This is a genomic window from Chryseobacterium sp. IT-36CA2, assembly GCF_949767875.1.
Taxonomy (GTDB): domain Bacteria; phylum Bacteroidota; class Bacteroidia; order Flavobacteriales; family Weeksellaceae; genus Chryseobacterium.
In genome coordinates, this window is sequence record NZ_CATKPG010000025.1 from 116,880 (window position 1) to 139,874 (window position 22,995).

A 22,995-nucleotide genomic window follows, 5' to 3' on the forward strand; every position below is an offset into this window, starting at 1 on the left:
TCTTCAGTCTATCTTCTTCTATTGGATAATGACAGGATAATCCCTGCCAGAAGACCTACAGTTTTAACAGCAGAAAGTTTTGAATCTTCCGGAATAAACGCTCCCAGCACACAGATCGCAGCAGCAGCGTACATTGCATATACAAAGTTCTTATTCGTAAGCAGTGGAGCCTGAATAAAGAAACTTGCTCCTATCAGCACATAAAAAACTTTTCTTGAAAGTAAATGATTGATTTCCGGAGAAAATAGATTAAACCATCCTACAGCAAGGCAAATCAATGCTGCGATAGATAATATTCCCTGGATAGATTGTTGATTCTGCATGGATTAATAGCTTTCGTTTTCGTTTGGAAACTCAACACTTTTTACATCTTTTACGTATTGAGCAACAGCTCCTGTAATTTCTGTGTAAAGGTCAAGGTATCTTCTTAAGAATTTCGGGCTGAAACCTTTGTTCATTCCTACCATATCATGGTACACCAAAACCTGTCCGTCACAATCTGAACCTGCTCCGATTCCGATGGTAGGAATAGAAATACTTTCAGTTACTTTTTTGGCTAATTCTGCAGGAATTTTTTCCAATACAATGGAGAAACATCCTAATTCTTCCAAAAGTTGTGCATCAGCGATCAGTTTTTCAGCTTCTGCTTCTTCTTTAGCTCTTACTTTATAGGTTCCGAATTTATAGATAGACTGTGGCGTTAATCCCAAATGTCCCATTACCGGAATTCCGGCATTGATGATCTTTTTGATAGACTTGGAAATCTCTTTTCCACCTTCAATTTTCACAGCATGTGCTCCACCTTCCTTCATCATTCTTACCGCAGACTCCAGTGCTTTTTCAGGATTACTCTGATAAGTTCCGAAAGGTAAATCTGCTACTACCAAAGCTCTGTCGGTCCCTCTTACCACACTTTGAGCATGATAGATCATTTGATCCAGCGTAATAGGCAGGGTAGTTTCAAAACCAGCCATTACATTTGCTGCAGAGTCTCCAATCAAAATAGCATCTACTCCGCCTGCGTCTACCATTTTCGCTGTGGTAAAATCATAGGCTGTAAGCATGGTTATTTTTTCCTTGTCGAATTTCATTTTACGCAAGGTTTCAGTCGTAACTTTTTTAATTTCAGAGTGAACAGACATAATTTATCTATTTTTAAAAGTTAAAAAGTCGGCCTTCAGCCGACTTAAGTTTTGTATGATTTTATAAAACTACGTGACCGAGTTTCATGAGTTTGTCGTGATTTAAGATCTTGATATTTCTTCCGTCTACTTCAATCAGACTATCCTGTTTGAATTCTGAGATCAGACGGATGGCACTTTCTGTAGCGGTACCGATAATATTGGCAATTTCTTCTCTCGTTAATGAGATCTTGATAAAACCTTCAGGATCTACACCCAGCTTCTGTTCCAAAAGCAACAGAATTTCTGCCAGTCTTTCTCTTACTGTTTTCTGAGCAAGGAAAGTAATCGTATTGGAAGATTCTCCTAATTCGTATGAGATTTTCTGAAGCATTACGAAAGACAGCTGTGGATCTACCTCCAAAAGATACATAAAGATATCTGCGGGTAAGAACACACATTCAATATCTGTCATTGCTTCTGCTTTGGCCTGGAAATTTTCCCCGCAAAGCAAAGAACGATAGCCGATGATATCCCCTTCTTTGATAAATCTTAAAATTTGATCTTTCCCGAACGCTCCTGATTTCGAAAGTTTGGCAGCCCCTTTTTCCAGAACGAACACTCCTTTTGGAGTCTCACCATCCTCGAAAATGGTATCGTGTTTCTGAAAACTCAGTTTCTTTTTGCCATTAATATATTTTTCAAAATCTGCGCTAGAAAGTCTTTCTTTAAATGATTTATCATTAAAAACTCTGGCGAACCTCTCTTCAATTGCTATCTGTTGTTCCTGCGGCATTTTATATGATATTTATCACAAAAATAGAACTTTTTAACGCGATAAACAAAAAAAATTGTTATAATTTTGTAGTTCAATATTTTATGGGGTGAGCGAGAACTGTTTTCATTGTGGTCAAGGGATAGAAAAAGAGAGAATTTTATTTGATGAAAAGACTTTCTGTTGTAATGGATGTAAGTCTGTTTACGAGATTCTAAATTTAAATCATTTAGGTAATTTCTATGAGCTTAATAAAGGAGCGGGAATTCGTCCGAATGATGAAAATTCTTCTCAATTTGACTACTTAGATACCCCGGAAATCTTTGAAAAAGTTACAGATTTCTCTGAGGGAAATACCAGCCTTGTAACGTTTAAAATCCCTGTAATTCACTGTTCTTCCTGTATCTGGCTACTAGAGAGCCTTCACACATTAAATAAGCATATTAAATATTCGCAGGTTAACTTTACAAGAAAGACCTTGCAGATTTCATTCAATCATAACGATCTGAAATTAAGCGAACTCGCTAAGTTTTTAACTAATCTTGGATACAAACCGGTTATCAGTCTTGAAACTGCTGATAAAAATGAAGATCACCTTGACAAATCTTTATTGGTAAAATTTGCCATCGCTGCTTTTGCATTTGGCAACGGAATGTTCCTTGCCTTCCCTGAATATATCGGAGGAGAAGATTATTGGATGGAACATTACAGAGGTTTATTCAGAACTTTGATATTTCTTCTGGCAACACCTGTTGTATTTTATTCAGCTTCAGATTATTATAAATCTGCTTGGTATGGTTTAAAAAATAAGATCGTCAATATTGATGTTCCGATTGTCTTAGGAATTTTTGTTCTCTATGGAAGAAGTATCTACGAAGTGGTAACAGATTATGGACCAGGATATTTCGACACTCTTTGCGGACTGTTATTTTTCATGCTTCTTGGGAAAATTTTTCAAAAAAGAACCTACAATGCTCTGTCCTATGACAGAGATTACAAATCTTTCTATCCCATTGCCGTAACAAAAGTAGATTTCGAAGGAAAACAGGATAATATTCTTCTTTCAGAAGTAAAAGTAGGAGACCGAATTTTGGTTAGAAACCAGGAAATCATCCCGGTAGACGCTATTCTGATTAACGGAGAAGGAAATATAGACAACAGTTTCATCACAGGAGAAAGTGAAAGTATCAGCAAACAGCCTGGTGATAAGATTTTTGCCGGAGGAAAACAGGTAGGATCTTCTTTAGAACTTGAAGTAATTAAAAACGTAGATCAAAGTTATTTAACTCAGCTTTGGAATAAAGAAGCATTTAAAAAACACGAAACAGGTCTTGATACTCTGACAAATAATGTCAGTAAATATTTTACATTCATTATTTTAGGTATCGCTTTAGTCGCAGGAACATATTGGTATTTTATTGATTTAAATAAAATGTTCCAGGTTATTTCAGCAATCCTGATCATTGCTTGTCCTTGTGCGCTCGCATTATCTGCACCGTTCACTTTCGGGCACATTATGAGGATTTTAGGCCGAAATAAATTCTATGTAAAAGACACTTTAACGATTGAAAAAATTGCTAAGCTGGACACGATTGTTTTTGATAAAACAGGAACCATCACCCACAGAAAAAAATCAAACATAAAATACGAAGGATCTGAGATCAATAACTTTGATTCTCTGAATATTAAGACATTATTAAAGAACTCCAACCATCCGCTTTCAAAATCATTATATGAATTCTTTGAAGTAAATGATGATTACTTCCCGGTAGAAAATTTCGTTGAAATCTCCGGAAAAGGATACGAAGCAAGCGTAAGAGGAACTCTTTATAAAATAGGATCTGCACGTTATAACAACCAGGAACCTAAAAACCTTGAAACAGCAGTTTACATCAGTAAAAACGGAGAATATTTAGGAAAATTCATCTTTAAAAATGAATACCGTCCGAAGCTGAGAGAACTCTTCACAAAACTTACCCACTACAAAATATTTATTCTGAGCGGAGATAATTCTTCAGAAGAAAATCAGCTTAAAGAGCTTATTCCAAATTACAAAGGAATGGCCTTTAACCAGAGCCCGGAAGACAAACTGAACTATATCAAAACCCTTCAGGATCAGCACATGAAAGTAGCGATGCTTGGAGATGGTCTTAATGATGCAGGTGCTTTAAAACAAAGTAATGTAGGAATTGCTATTGCTGACGATACGAACAGTTTTACCCCATCTTCTGATGTGATTATGAATGGAGATAAAGTAGTTACTCTGGACAATTACCTGAACGTTTGTAAGGGTTCTATTACCATTGTGAAAATGACATTTATAATCAGTTTTCTGTACAATATTGTTGGTTTAAGTTACGCTGTTACAGGGCATATGCATCCGCTCTTCGCTGCAATCATCATGCCAATCAGTTCGATTACGGTGGTTACCTTTACCACACTTTCAACCTGGATATTAGGTCGTAAACATTTCAAAAAACAGGCGTAGAAGCCCTTATTTAGACTGATTTTAAATTAGCTGAAATCGGCATTTCGTGATGAATGTCATTATTTTTCACTAAATTTGAACCCCGAAAATAGGTTAATTTTGTTGTCCAATGGATATTCTATATTTAATGATCCTCTGCAGTGTTTCTTTAGCTGCGATTTTCTTGGTCGTATTTATAGTGTATGCCCGAAAAGGACAGTTTGAAGATGATGAATCTCCTGCTGTCAGAATCCTTTTCGATGATGAAAAAGTCAAAGAAAATGATGAACCAGGCAACAAAGATAAAGACGAGAAAGAAATAGGAGAAAATAATAAAAATTGAGAAAAATAGTGAATAGTTGATATGGAAACACAGAAGTTTAGTTATGACAATAGTATTGTCCGTGCGTTCCTTTATGCGACCTTAGTTTTCGGTCTCATTGGATTTACGTTCGGGCTTACGGCGGCATTAATGCTTTTCTACCCTGAATTACCGGAATTCTTTTTCGGGACGGATGACACAACCATTAAAAGTTTGGCATCGGGTAACATTCAAGGTTTAATAAACACTCATGGTGCATTTGGTTTTGGTAGAATCAGAATGCTGCACACCAACACCGTAATCTTTGCATTCGTTTGTAACATTGTTTACACGGGTATTTATTACTCATTACAAAGATTATTAAAAACAAGAATGTACAGTGACACATTGTCTTGGTTACATTTCTGGACTTGGCAGTTTATGATCGTTGCTACGTTCGTTACATTCTTTATGGGGATCAATACCTCTAAGGAATATGCTGAACACGAGTGGCCGATCGACATATTGATCGCATTCTCATGGATCATTTTTGGTATCAATATGTTCCTGACTATTTCAAAGAGAAGAGTGAGACACCTTTATGTAGCGATTTGGTTCTACATTGGTACCTGGATTGCAGTAGCAATGCTTCACATCTTCAACAACCTTGAAGTACCTTTATCTTTCACAGGCTGGAAATCTTATTCAGCATATGCAGGGGTGAAAGATGCTATTGTACAGTGGTGGTATGGACACAATGCGGTTGCATTCGTATTGACGACTCCGGTTCTAGGTTTAATGTATTACTTCCTTCCGAAGGCTGCAGACAGACCGGTATTCTCTTATAAACTGTCTATTATTCACTTCTGGTCATTAATTTTCGTATATATCTGGGCTGGTCCTCACCACCTTCAGTATACAGCTCTTCCAGCTTGGGCTCAGGCGGTAGGAACAGGGTTCTCTATCATGCTTATTGCACCATCTTGGGGAGGTATGTTAAATGGTCTTCTTACGCTGAGAGGAGCTTGGGATAAAGTAAGAGAAAATCCTATCCTTAAGTTCTTTGTAGTAGCTGTTACTTGTTATGGTATGGCAACGTTTGAAGGACCGCTTTTGGCAACTAAAAATATCAACAAAATTGGTCACTTTACAGACTGGGTTATCGGTCACGTACACTTAGGAGCTCTTGGATGGAATGGTTTCATGGCATTCGGGGTTATCTATTATCTGGTACCAATCATGTGGAGAACAAAAATCTGGTCTGTAAAATTAGCTAACTGGCATTTCTGGTTAGGTACTTTAGGAATCATTTTCTATGCAGTACCAATGTATATTTCAGGATTTACACAAGGATTAATGTGGAAGCAATTCAACCCGGACGGAACCTTATTATGGAAAAACTGGTTGGATACAGTAACAGCAATTATTCCTTACTTCAAAATGAGATTCGTAGGAGGTTTATTCTATATCTCAGGATCTATCCTAATGATTATCAACGTAATTGCTACAGTAAGAAAAGGATCATTCCAGAAAGAAGTTCCTGCTGAAGCTCCTGCATTGGCAAACATCAGTAAAAACAGAAAAGAAGGAGAAGGTACTCACCTTTGGCTGGAAAGAACTCCGGTATTATTAGGTATTTTATCTTTCTTCACTATATCTATCGGTAGTTCAATTGAAATCATCCCTACACTATCTCTTAAGAAAAGTGTACCTACGATTTCTGCAGTGAAACCTTATTCACCTCTAGAACTTGAAGGTAGAGATATCTATATCCGTGAAGGATGTAACGCTTGTCACTCTCAGATGATCAGACCGTTCAGAGATGAGATTACAAGATTCAATGGTAAAAACGGACAATACTCCAAAGCTGGAGAATTCGTATATGACAGACCATTCCTATGGGGTTCTAAGAGAACAGGACCGGATTTACATAGAGAAGGTGGTAAAAACCCAAGTTCTTGGCACTACAAACACATGTATAACCCAAGATCTACTTCTGCAGGTTCTATCATGCCTCGTTACCCTTGGTTAATTGCTACTGACTTAGACAGAACTAAGATGGTAGACAAAATGAAGCTGATGAAGAATGTATTCGATGTACCTTATACTAAGGCTCAAATCGATTCTGCAGACAAATGGGCGAACAACCAATCGGCAAAAATTGTAAAAGATATCTTCTCTGAAGCAAATGACCTTAAAGTAGCTTATGCTAAGAGACCTCAGGGAGAACTAGAGAAAAAAGAAATTGTAGCTCTTATTTCTTATCTTCAGAGATTAGGTACAGATATCAAAACAACTGAAATCAAAACAGCAAGTAATAACTAAACATTAAAAGGTTCATATGATTCCTCAGAACTTTAAAGATATATTATCCAATACAGAAAACGCTGGTTTCTACCAGACGCTGGCTCTGATTTTCTTTATGCTGTTCTTCATAGCTTTAGTAATCTATGTTTTTAGCAGGCCTAAGAAATATTACAAAGAAGAAGAAGAAGCACCACTTGGGGATGATGAGGATGACGATTTTAATTTAAAAAATTAAACTATTTTTTATGAAACAAAGAACACCTGTTGTCGTAAACATCTTAATAATAATTGGGCTTTTAATAGTTTTTTATTATTTGTTTGTACAGAGCTACGCGTTCCTAGCTTCGCCTTACTTCTGGGGAACTGTTGTAATCGCTGGTATCCTTGCCTATATTCATAGTGCTATTGGAGACCTTATTGAGAACAATAAGTTCAAAAAATTATCTCCGGAAGAGAAAGCAGCTTATTTAGCTGAAAAGAAAGTTCCTTTCTTAAGAAGAATGTATGATGCAGCCTTCAAAAAGCAATCTGAAACTGAAGAAAAAGATATCCTTATTGACCACGGTTTCGACGGGATCATGGAGCTGGATAACCAATTACCAAAATGGTGGGTAGGTTTATTCTATTTTGGGACTGCTTTTTGTATTGTATATATTGCAGCATACTCTTTCACAGACTTCGCTCACCCGTTAAGCGAATATGAAAAAGAATATAAAGAGCAATTAGCAAGTATTGAAGAATACCAGAAATCTCAACCTCCTGTAACAATTGAAACAGCTAAGTATTCAGCTGATAATATTGCAGAAGGTAAAGAATTATTCAAAACAAACTGTGCATCTTGTCACAAAGAAGACGGTAGTGGAGGTATCGGACCAAACCTTACTGATAACTACTGGATCAACCAGCCTGAGAAAACGTTATTCAAAAACGTATTCCACATGGACTGGAATGGTTCTCCTACTAACCCTGCCATGAGAGCATTCGGTAAAAACGGAGAAGTTTCAGGTGCAGAGATTGAGAAGATTGCAGCGTATGTATATCACATCAATCAGGAACAACCACCAGTGACTCCAGCTCAGGGAGGAGCAGCTCCTCAAGGAACTGAAGCACATTGGGAAAAAGAATAATTTAAAAAATTAGAAACATATGAAAAAAACATAATTTGTTATTAGATTAAAATAGTAACGAATTATGTTTTTTCTTTTTTAAAACCTATTACATATGTCAGACATAGAAGAAATAGAAGTACGCGGCGGACAGGGACAGGTTCTGGATCCTGAGACTTACAGAGATTCTATAGGGACAATGGAGCAATCCGGAAAGAGAAGATGGGTATTTCCAAGAAAACCCAAAGGGAAGTACACCAACTATAGAAACATTGTAAGCTATTTATTATTAATTATTTACTTTACGTTACCTTTCATCAAAATCAATGGTAACCCTTTATTATTGTTCAATGTCATAGACAGGGAGTTTTTCATTTTTGGACAGCCTTTCTATCCACAGGACTTTTTTATCCTCACTTTAGGTGCTATCGCCTCTTTAATCTTTATTATTGTTTTTACGATTGCGTTCGGAAGAATTTTCTGCGGGTGGATTTGCCCTCAGACAATTTTTATGGAATCTATCTTCCGTAAAATCGAATATCTGATTGAAGGTGACCGAAATAAGCAGATGAAGCTGGACAGACAGGAGTGGAACAGCGAGAAAATTTGGAAGAGAAGCTTGAAATGGACTGTTTATGTTGTTATTTCATTGATCATTACTCACTTCATGTTTATGTATATTGTAGGCTATGAAGAGGTATTTAAAATTGTAGGTGAAGGGCCATTTGCACATCCTACCAATTTTATTGTAATGATCCTTCTTGCAGCGGCATTCTATTTTGTATTTGCTTGGTTCAGAGAACAGGTTTGTACATTGGTATGTCCTTACGGAAGACTTCAGGGTGTATTGATTGACAAAGATACTATCAACGTTTTCTACGATTTTAAAAGAGGAGAAAACAGGTCAAAATGGAGAAAAGGTGAAGACCGGAAAGCAGCCGGAAAAGGAGATTGTATTGACTGCCACCAGTGTGTAGTGGTATGTCCTACCGGAATTGACATCAGAGACGGGCAGCAATTGGAATGTATCAACTGTACAGCATGTATTGATGCGTGTGATGAAGTCATGGAAAAAGTGGGCCTTCCAAAAGGATTGGTTCGATATGCTTCTGAGAACGAAATTGAGCAGCAGACTCAGTTCAAGTTTACCGGAAGAATGAAAGGATTCTCCATATTCTTATTCCTTTTAGTTGGATTCCTGGGGTATCTATTATACAGCCGTGGTGAGATGGAAGCTAAATTCATCAAACCGGCAGGAAGCACATTCTTTGTAAGAGACGGTAAAATTACCAATACTTATAATTATACTTTCCTTAATAAAACGAACGACAAAAAAATCGTTACCATCAAAGTAATGGAGCCGGCACATGGCGAGATTACTTATAGTGCATCAAGCAAGATTCAGGTAGACAGAGATAAAATTTCCAAGGGAACGATCAATATCAGCTTCCCGGAAAATGATATGAAACTCTCTAAACAGAATATCACAATTGGTGTTTATGATATGAAAGGCAAACTGATTGATTCTTATCAGACTTATTTTGAAGGGCCATTTAAACTGCAATTTTAATTAAAAAAAAATGAAGAACTTTAGTTGGGGACACGGTGTTGTAATTGCATTATTTGCATTCATCGCTTTTATATTATCCATGATGTTTCTTTTCCCGAACGGGCAGAAGAACTCTGAAATGGTAACGGATAATTATTATGAAGAGGAGTTGAAATATCAGGATGTCATTGATGCCAAGAAAAAAGCAGATGACTTGCAGGAAAAACCTGTATACAGCCAGGATACGAAGGGAATTAAAATTACTTTTCCAAAAGAATATAACAACTCAAATACTACGGTAAAATTTGTTTTAAACAGAACCGACGACCAGAATTTAGACATCAAAAAATCTGTACAGCTTGATGCCAGCCAGTCTTTTACAATACCAGCACAGGTATTGAAAGTAGGAAACTATACGTTAAGATTAAGTTGGACCAAAGATAAAACAGACTACCGAATGGATTATGACGTGATATGGAAATAGGACTTATTGTATCGGCTATTGCTTTAGGCTTTGCTTCCGGTTTTCACTGTATCGGAATGTGCGGCCCTATTGCCTTGTCGATGGGATTGACCAAAAAACAGGCCGCTAACTTCTATCTTCAGAATCTCACCTATCAATTCGGAAGAATTTTCACCTATTCATTATTGGGTGCGCTTCTTGGAATTATCGGGCAGGGATTTGAAATGGCTGGCTTTCAGAAATATCTTACCATAACAGCAGGAGTTCTTCTGATCATTATGGCTGTATTTTCATTTGGCGGAAAAGATTTTGCTTCGAAAATTCCTTTCCTTTCCAAATTTTTATACTCTGTCAAATTAAATTTAGGAAAACTTCTTCAGAAGGCAGATTACCGTTCAAGATTCTCCACAGGAGTTCTTAATGGCTTTTTACCATGTGGAATGGTTTACATGGCTCTTACCGCCAGCCTCGCAGGTGGTGGAATATGGCAGGGAGCTTTATATATGGCTTTATTTGGCCTTGGAACCCTTCCATTCATGTTTGCTATTGTTTTAGCCGGAAACCTAATGAATCAAGCCTTTAGGGTGAAAATATTGAAAGCTGTTCCCGTTATCATGATTATTTTGGGAGGATTATTCATTCTAAGAGGTCTTGAGCTGGGAATTCCCTATGTTTCTCCGAAAGCAGAAGCGATGACGATTGTTAAAGATCCGAACGGAGCTGTAAACTGTCATTAATTTGTATTTAAATAAACCATGAAGAAAACCTTTGTCTTATTCCTGATTAGCCTTTTTATACTGCAATCCTGCAGTGTGAATTCTGAAATTGTCTATCATAAAGATGCCGCCTCTACTTCCGTTACGGATATTGATACAAGAGAGTTTATGTCTGAAATGATGGCGATGACTCCGGATTCATTAAAACAAAAGGAATTTGGGGAAATGGACAGGCTTCCGACGACCTGGACAAGTATGTATGATCTTTCCAAAAAAGAAGGAAAATTAAAAACTGAAAATCCAGACTCCATCAGAATCATGAAAAAAATCTTCATGAAGTCTACAAAAGAAGATAATAAACTGGCAGGTTTCTCTTTTAAAATGGAACATTTTGCACCGGAAGATTATCTGGTTCTAAAAAGTTTTACAAAAACAGAAAAAATACCTCTGGATCAGAATATTTACAATAATTGGGATGGGAAAACCCTCACTATTGATACTGAAAATTTTAATCTTAAAAGTATTGAAGAGGCTATCCGCTCCAAAAGTTCTAAGGAAGAATCTGAAAAAATAGCCGGTATGATGGCAATGTTTTTCAAAAAGATTGGTACCACTTTAAAGTTCGAGAATCCTATACAATCCATTTCAGGGAAACATGACTGGGTAAAACAGATTGATGACCATTCGATAAGAATAGATTACGATCTGAAAGCCATTTATGATAAAGATACAAAACTAAAAAACGCAGATAAAAAGATTATCATTGTTACAGAATAAAGCAAAAACCACCGGAATCCGGTGGTTTTTTTATTGTAGACTAAACTACTGATTAATTTAGTTGATTACGTCAAATCTCGCATACTCTGCAATCTTCTTAGGAAGTTTAATGCCTTCTGCTGTTTGGTTGTTCTCAAGCAATGCAGCCATAATTCTTGGCAAAGCCATTGCTGATCCGTTTAAGGTATGAACTAACTGAGATTTGCCATCTCCTTTGTAACGGCACTTCAGTCTGTTTGCCTGGAATGTTTCAAAGTTAGACACAGAGCTTACTTCAAGCCACATTTCCTGAGCAGCACTCCATACTTCAAAGTCATACGTCATCGCAGATGCAAAACCAGTATCACCACCACAAAGTCTCAATACTCTGAACGGAAGTTCAAGGTCTGTAAGAATTTCTTTGATATGCTCTACCATTTCTTCCAAAACAGCATAAGAGTTCTCTGGTTTTTCAATTCTTACAATTTCTACTTTTTCAAACTGGTGAAGACGGTTTAGTCCTCTTACGTGAGCTCCGTAGCTTCCTGCTTCTCTTCTGTAACACTGAGAGAAAGCTGTATTTTTGATCGGAAGATCTTTTTCCTCAAGCAATACATCACGGTAAAGGTTCGTTACTGGTACTTCTGCTGTAGGAATAAGATATAATTTATCTTCGTTGATATAATACATCTGTCCTTCTTTATCCGGCAGCTGTCCGGTCCCAAAACCAGATGCTTCATTGACAACGTGAGGAGGATTCACTTCTGTATAGCCTTTTTCTACGTTTTTATCTAAGAAATACTGAACCAAAGCTCTCTGTAATCTTGCTCCTTTCCCTAAATAAACAGGGAAACCTGCACCGGCAATTTTTACGCCTAATTCAAAATCAATTAAGTTGTATTTTTTTGCCAGTTCCCAGTGAGGAATAGCTCCTTCACCAAGACCTTCTACCGGATGAGACTGGAAAATCATTTCATTATCATCAGCAGAAGCTCCGCTTTTTACCAATTCATTGGGAATGTTCGGAAGCTGGTACAGAATATTCAGTAAGTCATTTTCTTTAACTTCTAACTGGGATTTCAATTCTGAACTCGACTCTTTGTATTGTGCTGTTTTAGATTTTGCAGATTCCGCTTCTTCTTTTTTCCCTTCTTTCATCAATAATCCGATTTCTTTCGAAATTTTGTTGATTTCGGCAAGCTGGGAATCTAGTTCAAACTGGATTCTTTTTCTTTCGTCGTCGGCAGCGATAGCCTCGTCTACCAACTCAAGATTTTTGAATTGTCTTTTCTTAAGACCTTCTAAAACGCGTTCTTTATCGTCGCGCAAAAAATTGACTTGTAACATTTTATTTAGATGTTAAATATTAGATGTTTAGCTCATAATAAGCTAACAGTTGTACAAATTTAAAAATTATTTTGTGATCGTAATAGTATTTGTCGAAGTTGGTGCATTAGCATTTTTTGAAAATACTTCGTTTCCATCATACAAGACCTTTGAAACCTGAAATGCTGTAGGGGTATTACGATACTGAACTTCCAGTAATCCTGTAACATTATCATTTGCATTGGTACTTTTTGTAAATGTAATCAACATTCTGGAATATAGAGATGTTCCTGTACCGGGCTGATCCGGGCTGATAGAATCCAGCCTTCTTCTTTTTGCCCCTGCTATATATTCCATATAGTATAATGATTCCGGAGACTGTTTTAAAGGAATACTTACCGGAGCGATATCTTTTGTTCCAAAGACATCATTGACAGAAAATCCGGTATAAGATCCTGTCAATTTATTATTCAGAAGATCCTGACCAGCACTGTTTTTCATATAGATATTAAGTACCTGATCTATTCTCTGCAAAGAATCATCATCACTTTTACAACTTACCAGTGCAAAAACCGCAACAAATATGCTCCAAAAATATTTCATCATAGCTACAAAGGTAAAATATTAATCTTTAGGCTGCTTCTTTATTTTTCAAAATATTTCTGATACCAAAGTTCAAAAGTAACCAGCTGCCATATTTTCACCCAGTCATATTCATGTTCCTGATGATTCCACCACTCATCAATTACCGCAGCATTGAAAAAATTCCTCTTTTTTAAACTTTCAAGAGTTTCAGCTATAAATTCTCTTACCCTTTTTTCATTTTTAATGAAATAATTGACAGGAAATGAAAATCCTTTTTTTGGCATATTCAAAACTTCCTGAGGAAGATATTTTTCAGCTGTTTTCCGCAATAAAGGTTTATTCTGAATTCCATTAAACCTAATATTCTCCGGAAGTGCCGATACATAATCTATCAGACTGTTACTCAGATAGGGATAACGAAATTCCACGCTGTATTTCATTGCACTTAGATCATCCCGGAAAACATGGTGGGAAGACAACGAATATTTCATATCGTATTCAAAATATCCTGAATAATTTTTTGTTTCTGAAACATGATATTTTGAAAGATTTGAATCAATTTTATTATAAATATCAGGTTGGATAAGAGTTTTAACTTCCAAAGGCATCATACTGATCTGGCTTTGTCTGAAAAAATCAAACATATCATCCTGTGAGAAATAGTTCTTTACCCGTTGGGAAAATTTATCCCTAGTGAAAATAAATGGTTTTATAAAATTAAAATTTTTCATCAGAAGCCATCTGTTCAGCTTCAACGTATGAGAATAGCCTGCGAAGAGCTCATCAGCTCCGTTTCCGCTTAATACAACTTTAAAATTTTGGTCATGTGCATATTTTGCTGCATTGATCAAAACTTCAAAACTGCTGTAAGGTTCTTCAAAATGCTGAATATTTTCCTTAAGCTGCTCCAGAGCTTCTCCATCACTTACGTTTTTTATCTCATGAGAAACACCAAAATGTCTGGCTGCCAGAGAGGCATTCTTCACTTCTTCTTCAGAAAACGGATAAGATATCGTGTATGTATTAATATTGACATTAAAAGGTTCTGATTTCGAAGCAATTAAGGTAGAATCTATTCCTCCACTCATCATAATCGCCACAGGAACATCTGCGTATAACTGCTCAGAAATACTTTTGGAAAGCAGCTCATCTATTTTTCTTACTGCTTCTTGTTCAGAAATATTTTTCGATGACGGGGATGGCAATTTCCAGAATTTTTCTTTGATGATCTTCTGATTTTTTAAATCAACGGTCATAAAGGAAGCAGGCTCCAGGGAAAAAATATGCTGAAAACAGGTTTGTGGAGCCAATGTTGTCTGAAACAGAAAATTGGTATAGACTCCATCCCAATTAATTTCAGGTTTTACAAATTCATTTTTTAACAATGCTTTTATTTCTGATGCCCAAACCAATCCATCTTTACTCTGATGATAAAAAAGAGGTTTCATTCCTACTCTATCTCTTGCAAGTATAAGTTTCTGGCTGGAGAGATCAACAATACAGATGGCAAACATTCCATCCAACTTAGCAAAAGCTGAGTTTCCCCACTCCTGATAAGCTTTGAGAATAACTTCAGTATCAGAATTGCTATGAAAGAAATGTCCTGAAGACTCGAGTTCTTTTCTTAATTTTTTAAAATTATAAATCTCTCCGTTAAAGGTGATAATAATTTGCTCATTCTCCGAAAGCATGGGCTGATGTCCTTTTTCAGATAAATCAATAATAGATAATCTGCGGAAGCCCAATGCAATATCTGAATTACGGTCCTGTAAAACCGGAAACTGTTCTTTAATTTTGTGAGTAGAATCGTTCCCTGAATAGGAAACTCCCTGCCTCACATTGTATAGCCAGAATCCTTCATCATCCGGTCCGCGATGTCTGATCGCCTGATTCATTTCCAGAATATTTGTAGAGGAAATACTTTTATGAAATGAATAATAGCCACTGATTCCGCACATAGTAAAGACTTAATAGATTTGTAAAAATAAGGAAATGTCTTTATTTTCCGTTCGTGTATGGAGTAATTATTTCTTCAAAAATTTTTCTTTTAAAAGCTGTATTTCTTCTTTTGAAACCATATAGTCTTTCAAACTGAATGGTGTAGAACTATAAAACTTTCTGAATAACAGAAAAGCTGAAACCAAATAGGATGATGTGGTAGCAATACAAGCCCCCAAAATTCCCCATCTGGGTATGGCAATAAAGGAAAATACAACGGTTACAACCAATCCGATAATTGATTTTACATTAAGAATTTTGAGTTCTCTCATTCCAGAAAAATAATGTCCCACCATATCACTTACGGCAATGGCAAAGATTCCCGGTGATAAAAGAAGCATAATCTCTTTGGTATTTCTGAATTCTTTCCCAAAAATTATCTCATAAACCTGTGACGGAATGATAATGATTCCCAGTACAAAACCTATCATCAGAATAAAAGTCAGTTTTAAAGATTCTTTGGTTTTTTCAATAGATTCTTCCTTGCTTTTACTGTTGACCACATCTGAGTATAAAATGACAGCAATACTGCGCGTAATCGTCCATATGGCTTCCGAAAAAGTAACTCCAATGGAAAAGATGCCAACGCTGGCAATACCTTCAAAATATTCTAAGAAATAAAATGAAAGCCTGTAATTGAGAAACTGAACAAAGGCACTCAACTGGGTTTTCCAGCCATATTCAAACATATTTCTGGCAACATCTTTACAGAATGATATTTCGGAAATATTACATTTTTTGATGATCTGAAAAAAGCTGGTAAGGAAGAGAAGCGCCAGACATGCAATCTGTGCAAGGAAATATACTGAAACATCTTTCTTCCCGAAGAGATATACTAATATTCCTATAAAGATAATATGTACTAACTGCTGTAAAACAGTATAAACATTAAACTTCCTAATATCCTGTGTTCCAATAAACAAACTGATATTGGTAGATAGTAATGAAGAAAAGACGGAAATTCCGATAAGATAAAATAAATATTCACCCTGAATAGAAGCCAGACTGAAGAAAAACGGGATCAAGAGCCCTGTCAGAAGAGACCACAGATAAGCATATAATAAAACTTTCTCTATTTTAAATCTTGATGCAAAATAAGAAGCACTGCTTCCGGAAAAGATACTGCTAAAAAAACTCACTGCTGCAGCATTGGCAACCACAATCGAGATGGTTCCTTTACCCTCACTTCCCCACATATTCGTAGAATAGATCACCAATCCGAAACTTAGGATCAGTATAAGAAAACGTGAGACAAATGTTTTAATGATAGTAAGCTGCATGATGATTATTTATCAATAGACTTTTTTACAAACTCAATAAAAGAGTTCTTTATTATATGCCAATTATATTTTTTTTCAAACTCTTTCCGGGCATTAAGTGCATGAGAATGATATAACTCCGGATTCCTGATATAATTGATGACAATTTCAGAAATATCTTCAGCATTATGAGGATTTACAAGATTTCCAAATGAGAGTTTTCCCATATGTTTTCGGATACCTTTCAAATTGGAATAAATCACCGGTTTTCCTGCTCCCATAAAGTAAAATAGTTTTATGGGCAGAGAATGATTGTTTTCAAAGTTAATCTCCCGAAGATCGAAACATAGATCTGCATCTGCAAATGCTTCTGTAAACCGCTCAAAACGAGTTGGTTTTCTGATCTCAATATCATCAAAAGAATATTTCTTCAATAACGATGAAAAATAGAGTTGGTCACTTTCTACAACAGTAGATCCGATAATGAGGATTTTAATATGTAATTCAGGAAGTTTCTGGCGAAGTTTATCTATTGTATTAAAGAAATTTTCAATCCCTTTATCTTTAGAAATCTGACCTGTGTAACAGAGTTTTATTGTATTGGGTTCAAGTTCCTTGGTGCTTTCTTTGATATACACAGAATCAGGATAATAAGGAAGAATCATCTGCTTTTTAAATCCGAAAAAATAAGCTAGCGGGAATTTTTTAGTCGTTTCTCCAAAAATAAAGTGAGTGCTCAAAAAGCCAGCATACAACTGAATAAGGGAAAACTTTAAGGCCTGAAAAATTTTAGCAGGAAACCCGTATTTTTGAAGCATTGACATGGAAGGATACCACTCTGTAACGTCATAAATACAACTTACCTTGTTTTCTTTTACATATTTCTTGGAAGCTACTACTGCCAGCGGTTCGGAACAGATAATGATCTGGGGCTGAAAATCATCACATACTTTCCGGAAAGTCTCCATTTTCTGTTCAATACTTTCTTCCAGAATACCATAAGATTCTATTTCAATTCCATCAATAACACCCTTATAATCAACATACAAACTACATATTTTTACTTCATACCCATTATCTCTAAGAGCTTTTGCCTGATGATAAAAAATACGGTCATCATTATAGCTGTGGGATGTCGTTAAAAAAAGTACTTTAGGCATTGATTTTTACTCGAATCTATGCAAAGATACATTAAAACAAAAAAGTGAGAAACACGTTCTCACTTTATGATTATTCGGCTGTATAAGCTACACAGCGATTATTTTACTGAAGCTGCCCAACTCTTCTCCAAAGGAAGAAGGAAATGGCTTAAAAAGTCCAGATAGGTATTTTTTGAGAAGTCAAAAACCTGGATATCATTTGAAAGTTCTCCGCTTCTTAATTTCGTTTTAAAATCTATCAGTTTTAGAGTCTTTACTTCACCGTTTTCAACAAAACTTGCTTTCATTCTGTCAAAAAGACCCAATTGATACTCTTCATCAATTTCTCTCATGATTTTTCCCAGAGCATCAATGCTGCATCCTGAAGCCATTTCTTTTTCTTCATCTACACACACCACAATAAACTGATTCTTTTCAATTTTAAATGAAGAAGAAAGCGGTTTTCCATGAGCTGCCCATGTAGCAAGGAAATCGAAAAGTTTTTCGGTAATGGCTTTTGCTTCTTTTGTTTCAAAAGGTCTTGAAGCTGGATATATAATGACTCTGTAGTCGTTGGTTTCTACAATATTAGATTCTTCGATTTTCATAATGTAAATATTTATTTTTCAAGGCTTTGAATAATCACATTCAATTTTGTTCATTAGACAAAACATAAGTAGAATAATGATTTTAAAGCCTTATCATTTTAAAGACAAAATTACGCAATTTTCTCGAGTTTAAGATCATTGTATTTTTTGCTCAGTACATAGAGCATCATCATGAAAAGCGGGAAAATAAATGGGAAGAAAAATCTTAATGCTGCCGACTGTGGAAAGAAAAAGAATTTGATATATACATTCACCAGGAAAAGAACTGAAATCATTCTAATCCACATATCTTTGGAACGCCAGAAGATAACTCCAATCATAATGGCTACAGATAAAGTTACTTTTTTAAAGTAAATAATTTTGATGTAAATGATACTCAGATAGTCTTTTAAACTAACGTCAATAGGGTGCGTGGAAATAATAGGTCTTCTATCAATAAAAGTATCATAAAAGAGATCTTTCCAGCCCGGATAATGATAAAACTTAATGATTGCAAGGTACATTGCCAAAAGAACAGCTCCCTGCGCAATAAAGGAAACATCAATCTTTTTCTCCTTAAAATAATGGAAAAAGAAAACAGCAACAATATAGGTCAGGGTGAATGTAATATAGTCCGGCCGTATAAAGGTGATCCCAAACAGCAGTACGAACATGGACCATTTACTCCATTTTTTAATTAATCCAATAATAAAGATCAGCATAAACTGAAAAATGAACATATCCGGTGTAGAAACCCTTGACATATACGTCATTGGTGGCAATAGCATTGCAGCAATCGTTAATACTATGGCAAGCCCATATTTCTTCGGAAAAAGGAGTTTTAGAATATAAAATAATAATAATCCCGAAATAAAGTAAGATATAAGACTGGTAAACAGTACTGCCATTGGTGCGGTAAACCCAAGCTTATAAAAAAGTGTTATGACAAGAATATACCCTACTTTGATCTGAAAATAGGGTAATTGTTCTGTAAAAGATTGTGTATTTTTCACGAAATACTGCCTTGGAATGTCCCACTGCTTTATTCCGATAATGTCTGTATAGTGAGCTGCAGGAGCCTCTTTTTTTATATCCTCATAGGTAATGATTCGGACTTTATCCGGTGAATCCGGAAACTCGGACGTATACATACATCCCATATAGCCCGGCATATCCCAATCATATACTCTGTTTTGATAATTCCAGAATGTAAGAAGTGCAAGTATTGAAATTATCAACAAAAAGGAGAGTCTCCATTTCAACTTCATAAACCTGTATAAGATTTCAATTATAAGTCTTCTGCTTCAGCAAGAAGTTCAACGATATCTTTTACGGCTACTTCGGTATTTTTGTTAAAGTGTTTTACACCATCCGTCATCATGGTATTACAGAAAGGGCATCCGGTAGCAATTACTTTAGGCTCAAAAGACAAAGCTTCTTCTGTTCTTTCAATATTGATGTCTTTATTTCCTTTTTCAGGTTCTTTAAACATCTGTGCACCTCCTGCTCCACAGCAAAGACCTTTGGTTTTGCAACGCTTCATTTCTACAAGCTCTGCATCCAGTTTCTCCAATAATAGTCTTGGAGCTTCATATTCGTCGTTGGCACGGCCTAAATAACATGGATCATGGAACGTAATTTTTTTCCCTTTAAATGCTCCGCCTTCTATTTTCAATCTTCCTTCTTCCATTAAGGTCTTAAGGAACTGAGTATGGTGTACTACATCAAAGTGTCCACCTAAGCTTGGATATTCATTTTTCAGGGTATTGAAACAGTGTGGACAAGCCGTTACGATTTTCTTTACTTCGTAAGCATTCAGGACTTCAATATTCGTAAGCGCCATCATCTGGAATACGAATTCGTTTCCGGCTCTTTTTGCAGGGTCTCCGGTACAGCTTTCTTCCTGTCCTAAAACTGCAAATTCAACTCCTATTTTATTTAATATCTTGCAAAATGCTTTTGTAATTTTTTTAGCACGGTCATCAAAGCTTCCCGCACATCCAACCCAAAATAAAACTTCCGGGGCTTTTCCTTCGGCAGCATATTCTGCCATTGTTTTTATATTGAAATCCATTTCTTTTTCAATTTGAAAATGTGAGAATTTGGAAATTTGAAAATGATATAAACTGTGATCAATTTCAAACTTTCAAATTGATTAATTATCTAGTTTTCCGTTGCCCAGTTCAGACGGTCAGCCTGGTTATACTGCCAAGGAGCTGCATTGTTTTCCACATTGGTCATCATCAGATTCAGTTCCTGTGGAGCAGCAGACTGTTCCATCACCAGGAATCTTCTCATTTCAAAAATAATGGAAAGCGGATCAAGCAATACCGGACAAGCCTCTGTACATGCGTTACATGTGGTACAAGCCCAGAGTTCTTCTTTTGTGATATAATCGTTCAACAGTTTTTTACCGTCGTCAACAAATTTTCCGTTTTGATCAATATTTCTTCCTACTTCTTCCAGTCTGTCTCTGGTTTTCATCAGAATCAATCTCGGAGAAAGCTTTTTACCGGTAATATTAGCAGGACATACAGAGGTACAACGTCCGCATTCTGTACAAGAATAAGCATTAAGCAACTGTACCTGATTCAGGTCAAAGATATCTTCAGCACCAAATTTAGAAGGTACATCCGCTTCAGCAGCACCTTCAGCCGGAGCTGCATAAGGATCTGCATTGGGATCCATCATTAATTTGATCTCTTTTGTTACAGAGTCAAGATTGTTGAATTTTCCTTTTTTATCAAGATTTGCATACCACGTACTTGGAAATGCAAGAATAATATGCAGGTGTTTTGAATAGTAAAGATAGTTCATGAAGAACAGGATACCTACAAAGTGGAACCACCATGCAGCTTTTTCAGTGAACATTAAAAATCCGTTATCAAAACTAAAAATTTCCAAAAACGGAACCAATGTCATTTCACTGATCGGAAAGCTCCCATGTTCTGGTAAAGCTCCTCTCGATTGTAAAATAAAATCTGAAGCATTCATCATAAAGAAAGCCATCATTAAGGCGAACTCAATAATCAAAATCCAGTTTGCATCGTTTTTTGGCCAACCGAAAAGTTCTTTCATCGTTAATCTTTTAACGCCATAAAAGTTTCTTCGGATGAAGAAGACAACCACTCCTATTACCACAAGAAGTGCCAGAATTTCTAATGTTGCAGTAAAGAAACTGTAGAATCCGTGTCCAAGAACCGAAGCCAAGAAACGGTGTGTACCAAACAGTCCATCAACAATGATTTCTATTAATTCGATATTAATAATCACAAAACCTACATATACAAAAAGGTGTAGAACTCCGGCAACAGGGCGTGCAGTCATTTTACTCTGCCCCATAGCAACTCGTGCCATAGTGCTCCAGCGTTCAGATTTTCTATCGTTTCTATTGATTTCGTGACCTAACCTGATATTTCGGTAGATCTTCAGCAGGCTTTTAGCAAACAGCCCGAATCCTGCCACTAATAAAATCAGGAAAATAATATTACCAATGTACTGCATAAGGTGTATTAGTCTTTGTTATTTTTACCGAAAACCGAGAAGTTGATATACCTCTTCGGGTTCGCTTTCATATCTTCGATTAATGAATTCAAGTTGGTAGAAGCCGAATTCAGGTTGTTATAAAGCTGATCATCCTTCATCAGTTTTCCTAAACTTCCTTCTCCTTTATCAATTCCTCCAATCACCTGATTCAATTTTCCTACAGTAGCATCTAAATTGGCAATAGTAGCATTCAACTGTTTAGTATCAATGCTCTGAGCCAGATTTCCATATTTATCCAGGGTAACCTTTCCACTTTGCATGGTAAGGCTTGCATCATCTAATACTTTCTGCAATTTAGGGTCATTGTGTCCTACCAGGCTGTTTACACTTCCTGCTGTAGTCTGTAATGCTCCTACTGTTTTATTAAGATTAGATAATAAAGCTTTTATTTCAGCTCTGTTTTGAGCATCTACAAGTAGATTGGCATTCGCCATTAAAGAGTCTACTCTATGTAAAACCACCTGCAGCTGATCTTTTACCGGACCTACCTGAGAAGAAAGACTTCCCAGTGTTCCCAGTTTGAAAGCTCCTTTCAAAGTATCCCCATCTTTAGCCGTTTGACCTCCGTATGCAAGGTTTACTCTCATTTCTTTACCAGACATTAATCCTGGTTCAAAAATTTCTAATGATGAATTTTTTGAGAATTCAAATTTGTTATCTACTGTAATTTTTACAACAAAATTAATTTTTCCATCTTTTGCAGTAAGAGGAATAATTTTATCAACCTGCCCTACTTTCAGACCGTTGATAGAAACAGCCGAAGACTGCGCCAGGCCTTCTACGTTGTCATATTTTGCGTAAAATATATTATCGGTAGTAAAAAGGCTTTTCCCTTTCATAAACTGAAACAACACCACAAAACCTACAATGGCCAGAAGTGTGATCACACCAGCTTTTAATTCTTTACTGAACTTCACTTGCTAATTTTTTTCTAATAAGCAAATATAGTACATTTTAAATAAATCTTTTCCTTTATTGTTCTGCGTTAAATACA

At 36.1% G+C, this 22,995-nt stretch carries 22 protein-coding genes; 9 read left to right on the top strand and 13 right to left on the bottom strand.

The features are described 5' to 3' along the window. Positions 1–8 precede the first annotated feature (8 nt). From ACM6F9_RS20910 to ACM6F9_RS20920, 3 genes are all read right to left on the bottom strand, one after another. Complete coding sequence (locus ACM6F9_RS20910) at positions 9–323, bottom strand: hypothetical protein (RefSeq protein ID WP_126652688.1); 315 nt, start codon at positions 321–323, stop codon at positions 9–11. A 3-nt stretch (positions 324–326) separates the two neighbouring features. Continuing rightward, positions 327–1,142: a 3-methyl-2-oxobutanoate hydroxymethyltransferase gene (panB, locus tag ACM6F9_RS20915; protein ID WP_047377336.1), complete on the bottom strand. Its 816-nt coding sequence runs from the start codon at positions 1,140–1,142 to the stop codon at positions 327–329. Between the two features lie 61 nt (positions 1,143–1,203). Then, positions 1,204–1,917: a Crp/Fnr family transcriptional regulator gene (locus ACM6F9_RS20920; RefSeq protein WP_034692595.1), complete on the bottom strand. Its 714-nt coding sequence runs from the start codon at positions 1,915–1,917 to the stop codon at positions 1,204–1,206. Positions 1,918–2,005: 88 nt separating this feature from the next. On the opposite strand from ACM6F9_RS20920, the gene ACM6F9_RS20925 reads away from it, so the two are divergent. The 9 genes from ACM6F9_RS20925 to ACM6F9_RS20965 all read left to right on the top strand — a co-directional run bounded on the left by ACM6F9_RS20925 (position 2,006) and on the right by ACM6F9_RS20965 (position 11,582). Continuing rightward, positions 2,006–4,384, top strand: coding sequence for a heavy metal translocating P-type ATPase (locus ACM6F9_RS20925; protein WP_414847458.1), 2,379 nt, complete (start codon positions 2,006–2,008; stop codon positions 4,382–4,384). 109 nt (positions 4,385–4,493) lie between these two features. Beyond that, positions 4,494–4,706 (top strand): cbb3-type cytochrome oxidase assembly protein CcoS, encoded by a 213-nt coding sequence (gene ccoS / locus ACM6F9_RS20930; protein WP_047424690.1) that lies wholly within the window; start codon positions 4,494–4,496, stop codon positions 4,704–4,706. A 21-nt stretch (positions 4,707–4,727) separates the two neighbouring features. Further along, positions 4,728–6,989 (top strand): cytochrome-c oxidase, cbb3-type subunit I, encoded by a 2,262-nt coding sequence (gene ccoN, locus ACM6F9_RS20935; protein WP_414847459.1) that lies wholly within the window; start codon positions 4,728–4,730, stop codon positions 6,987–6,989. A gap of 16 nt (positions 6,990–7,005) precedes the next feature. Continuing rightward, positions 7,006–7,206: a cbb3-type cytochrome oxidase subunit 3 gene (locus tag ACM6F9_RS20940; protein ID WP_002983870.1), complete on the top strand. Its 201-nt coding sequence runs from the start codon at positions 7,006–7,008 to the stop codon at positions 7,204–7,206. 10 nt (positions 7,207–7,216) lie between these two features. Further along, the gene (locus tag ACM6F9_RS20945) at positions 7,217–8,098 is read left to right on the top strand and encodes a cbb3-type cytochrome c oxidase N-terminal domain-containing protein (protein ID WP_414847460.1); all 882 of its coding nucleotides are present in this window, start codon (positions 7,217–7,219) and stop codon (positions 8,096–8,098) included. Between the two features lie 94 nt (positions 8,099–8,192). Further along, complete coding sequence (ccoG, locus tag ACM6F9_RS20950; protein WP_414847461.1) at positions 8,193–9,647, top strand: cytochrome c oxidase accessory protein CcoG; 1,455 nt, start codon at positions 8,193–8,195, stop codon at positions 9,645–9,647. Positions 9,648–9,657: 10 nt separating this feature from the next. Further along, complete coding sequence (locus ACM6F9_RS20955; protein ID WP_414847462.1) at positions 9,658–10,110, top strand: FixH family protein; 453 nt, start codon at positions 9,658–9,660, stop codon at positions 10,108–10,110. Next, the gene (locus ACM6F9_RS20960) at positions 10,101–10,826 is read left to right on the top strand and encodes a sulfite exporter TauE/SafE family protein (protein ID WP_129040771.1); all 726 of its coding nucleotides are present in this window, start codon (positions 10,101–10,103) and stop codon (positions 10,824–10,826) included. Before ACM6F9_RS20955 ends, ACM6F9_RS20960 begins: the two co-directional genes overlap by 10 nt. Positions 10,827–10,844: 18 nt before the next feature. Beyond that, complete coding sequence (locus tag ACM6F9_RS20965) at positions 10,845–11,582, top strand: hypothetical protein (protein WP_414847463.1); 738 nt, start codon at positions 10,845–10,847, stop codon at positions 11,580–11,582. A gap of 57 nt (positions 11,583–11,639) precedes the next feature. On the opposite strand, the gene serS is transcribed toward ACM6F9_RS20965, so the two are convergent. The 10 genes from serS to ACM6F9_RS21015 all read right to left on the bottom strand — a co-directional run bounded on the left by serS (position 11,640) and on the right by ACM6F9_RS21015 (position 22,918). After that, positions 11,640–12,908 carry a serine--tRNA ligase gene (gene serS, locus ACM6F9_RS20970; protein WP_105703483.1) on the bottom strand — a complete coding sequence of 423 codons (1,269 nt, stop codon included), beginning with the start codon at positions 12,906–12,908 and terminating at the stop codon, positions 11,640–11,642. A gap of 66 nt (positions 12,909–12,974) precedes the next feature. Further along, the gene (locus tag ACM6F9_RS20975; protein WP_414847464.1) at positions 12,975–13,493 is read right to left on the bottom strand and encodes a hypothetical protein; all 519 of its coding nucleotides are present in this window, start codon (positions 13,491–13,493) and stop codon (positions 12,975–12,977) included. A 38-nt stretch (positions 13,494–13,531) separates the two neighbouring features. Then, on the bottom strand, positions 13,532–15,430 hold the full coding sequence (gene asnB / locus ACM6F9_RS20980; protein WP_414847465.1) for an asparagine synthase (glutamine-hydrolyzing): 1,899 nt from the start codon (positions 15,428–15,430) through the stop codon (positions 13,532–13,534). Between the two features lie 66 nt (positions 15,431–15,496). Beyond that, positions 15,497–16,750 (bottom strand): polysaccharide biosynthesis C-terminal domain-containing protein, encoded by a 1,254-nt coding sequence (locus tag ACM6F9_RS20985; protein WP_414847466.1) that lies wholly within the window; start codon positions 16,748–16,750, stop codon positions 15,497–15,499. A gap of 5 nt (positions 16,751–16,755) precedes the next feature. After that, complete coding sequence (locus ACM6F9_RS20990) at positions 16,756–17,889, bottom strand: glycosyltransferase (RefSeq protein ID WP_414847467.1); 1,134 nt, start codon at positions 17,887–17,889, stop codon at positions 16,756–16,758. 98 nt (positions 17,890–17,987) lie between these two features. Then, entirely contained in the window at positions 17,988–18,476 is a 489-nt protein-coding gene (locus ACM6F9_RS20995) for a hypothetical protein (RefSeq protein WP_105703488.1), read from the bottom strand. Between the two features lie 110 nt (positions 18,477–18,586). Continuing rightward, complete coding sequence (locus tag ACM6F9_RS21000; RefSeq protein WP_414847468.1) at positions 18,587–19,696, bottom strand: hypothetical protein; 1,110 nt, start codon at positions 19,694–19,696, stop codon at positions 18,587–18,589. Between the two features lie 47 nt (positions 19,697–19,743). Next, positions 19,744–20,529, bottom strand: a complete 786-nt coding sequence (locus ACM6F9_RS21005) for a (Fe-S)-binding protein (RefSeq protein WP_105703490.1) — start codon at positions 20,527–20,529, stop codon at positions 19,744–19,746. Positions 20,530–20,618: 89 nt separating this feature from the next. Then, positions 20,619–21,959: a 4Fe-4S dicluster domain-containing protein gene (locus tag ACM6F9_RS21010; protein WP_414847469.1), complete on the bottom strand. Its 1,341-nt coding sequence runs from the start codon at positions 21,957–21,959 to the stop codon at positions 20,619–20,621. 8 nt (positions 21,960–21,967) lie between these two features. Continuing rightward, a complete protein-coding gene (locus ACM6F9_RS21015; RefSeq protein ID WP_414847470.1) occupies positions 21,968–22,918 on the bottom strand; it encodes an MlaD family protein in 951 nt (316 codons plus the stop codon). Between the last annotated feature and the right edge of the window lie 77 nt (positions 22,919–22,995).

Bases quoted from the DNA above. Each gene is read 5' to 3' on its own strand.
- ccoG (WP_414847461.1), top strand. From the start codon at position 8,193: ATGTCAGACATAGAAGAAATAGAAGTACGCGGCGGACAGGGACAGGTT.
- ACM6F9_RS20965 (WP_414847463.1), top strand. From the start codon at position 10,845: ATGAAGAAAACCTTTGTCTTATTCCTGATTAGCCTTTTTATACTGCAA.
- ACM6F9_RS21010 (WP_414847469.1), bottom strand. From the start codon at position 21,959: ATGCAGTACATTGGTAATATTATTTTCCTGATTTTATTAGTGGCAGGA.
- ACM6F9_RS20995 (WP_105703488.1), bottom strand. From the start codon at position 18,476: ATGAAAATCGAAGAATCTAATATTGTAGAAACCAACGACTACAGAGTC.
- ACM6F9_RS20940 (WP_002983870.1), top strand. From the start codon at position 7,006: ATGATTCCTCAGAACTTTAAAGATATATTATCCAATACAGAAAACGCT.
- ACM6F9_RS20945 (WP_414847460.1), top strand. From the start codon at position 7,217: ATGAAACAAAGAACACCTGTTGTCGTAAACATCTTAATAATAATTGGG.
- ccoN (WP_414847459.1), top strand. From the start codon at position 4,728: ATGGAAACACAGAAGTTTAGTTATGACAATAGTATTGTCCGTGCGTTC.
- ACM6F9_RS20985 (WP_414847466.1), bottom strand. From the start codon at position 16,750: ATGCAGCTTACTATCATTAAAACATTTGTCTCACGTTTTCTTATACTG.
- ACM6F9_RS20910 (WP_126652688.1), bottom strand. From the start codon at position 323: ATGCAGAATCAACAATCTATCCAGGGAATATTATCTATCGCAGCATTG.
- asnB (WP_414847465.1), bottom strand. From the start codon at position 15,430: ATGTGCGGAATCAGTGGCTATTATTCATTTCATAAAAGTATTTCCTCT.
- ACM6F9_RS20960 (WP_129040771.1), top strand. From the start codon at position 10,101: ATGGAAATAGGACTTATTGTATCGGCTATTGCTTTAGGCTTTGCTTCC.
- ccoS (WP_047424690.1), top strand. From the start codon at position 4,494: ATGGATATTCTATATTTAATGATCCTCTGCAGTGTTTCTTTAGCTGCG.
- serS (WP_105703483.1), bottom strand. From the start codon at position 12,908: ATGTTACAAGTCAATTTTTTGCGCGACGATAAAGAACGCGTTTTAGAA.
- ACM6F9_RS20955 (WP_414847462.1), top strand. From the start codon at position 9,658: ATGAAGAACTTTAGTTGGGGACACGGTGTTGTAATTGCATTATTTGCA.
- panB (WP_047377336.1), bottom strand. From the start codon at position 1,142: ATGTCTGTTCACTCTGAAATTAAAAAAGTTACGACTGAAACCTTGCGT.
- ACM6F9_RS20920 (WP_034692595.1), bottom strand. From the start codon at position 1,917: ATGCCGCAGGAACAACAGATAGCAATTGAAGAGAGGTTCGCCAGAGTT.
- ACM6F9_RS21005 (WP_105703490.1), bottom strand. From the start codon at position 20,529: ATGGATTTCAATATAAAAACAATGGCAGAATATGCTGCCGAAGGAAAA.
- ACM6F9_RS20975 (WP_414847464.1), bottom strand. From the start codon at position 13,493: ATGATGAAATATTTTTGGAGCATATTTGTTGCGGTTTTTGCACTGGTA.
- ACM6F9_RS20990 (WP_414847467.1), bottom strand. From the start codon at position 17,889: ATGCCTAAAGTACTTTTTTTAACGACATCCCACAGCTATAATGATGAC.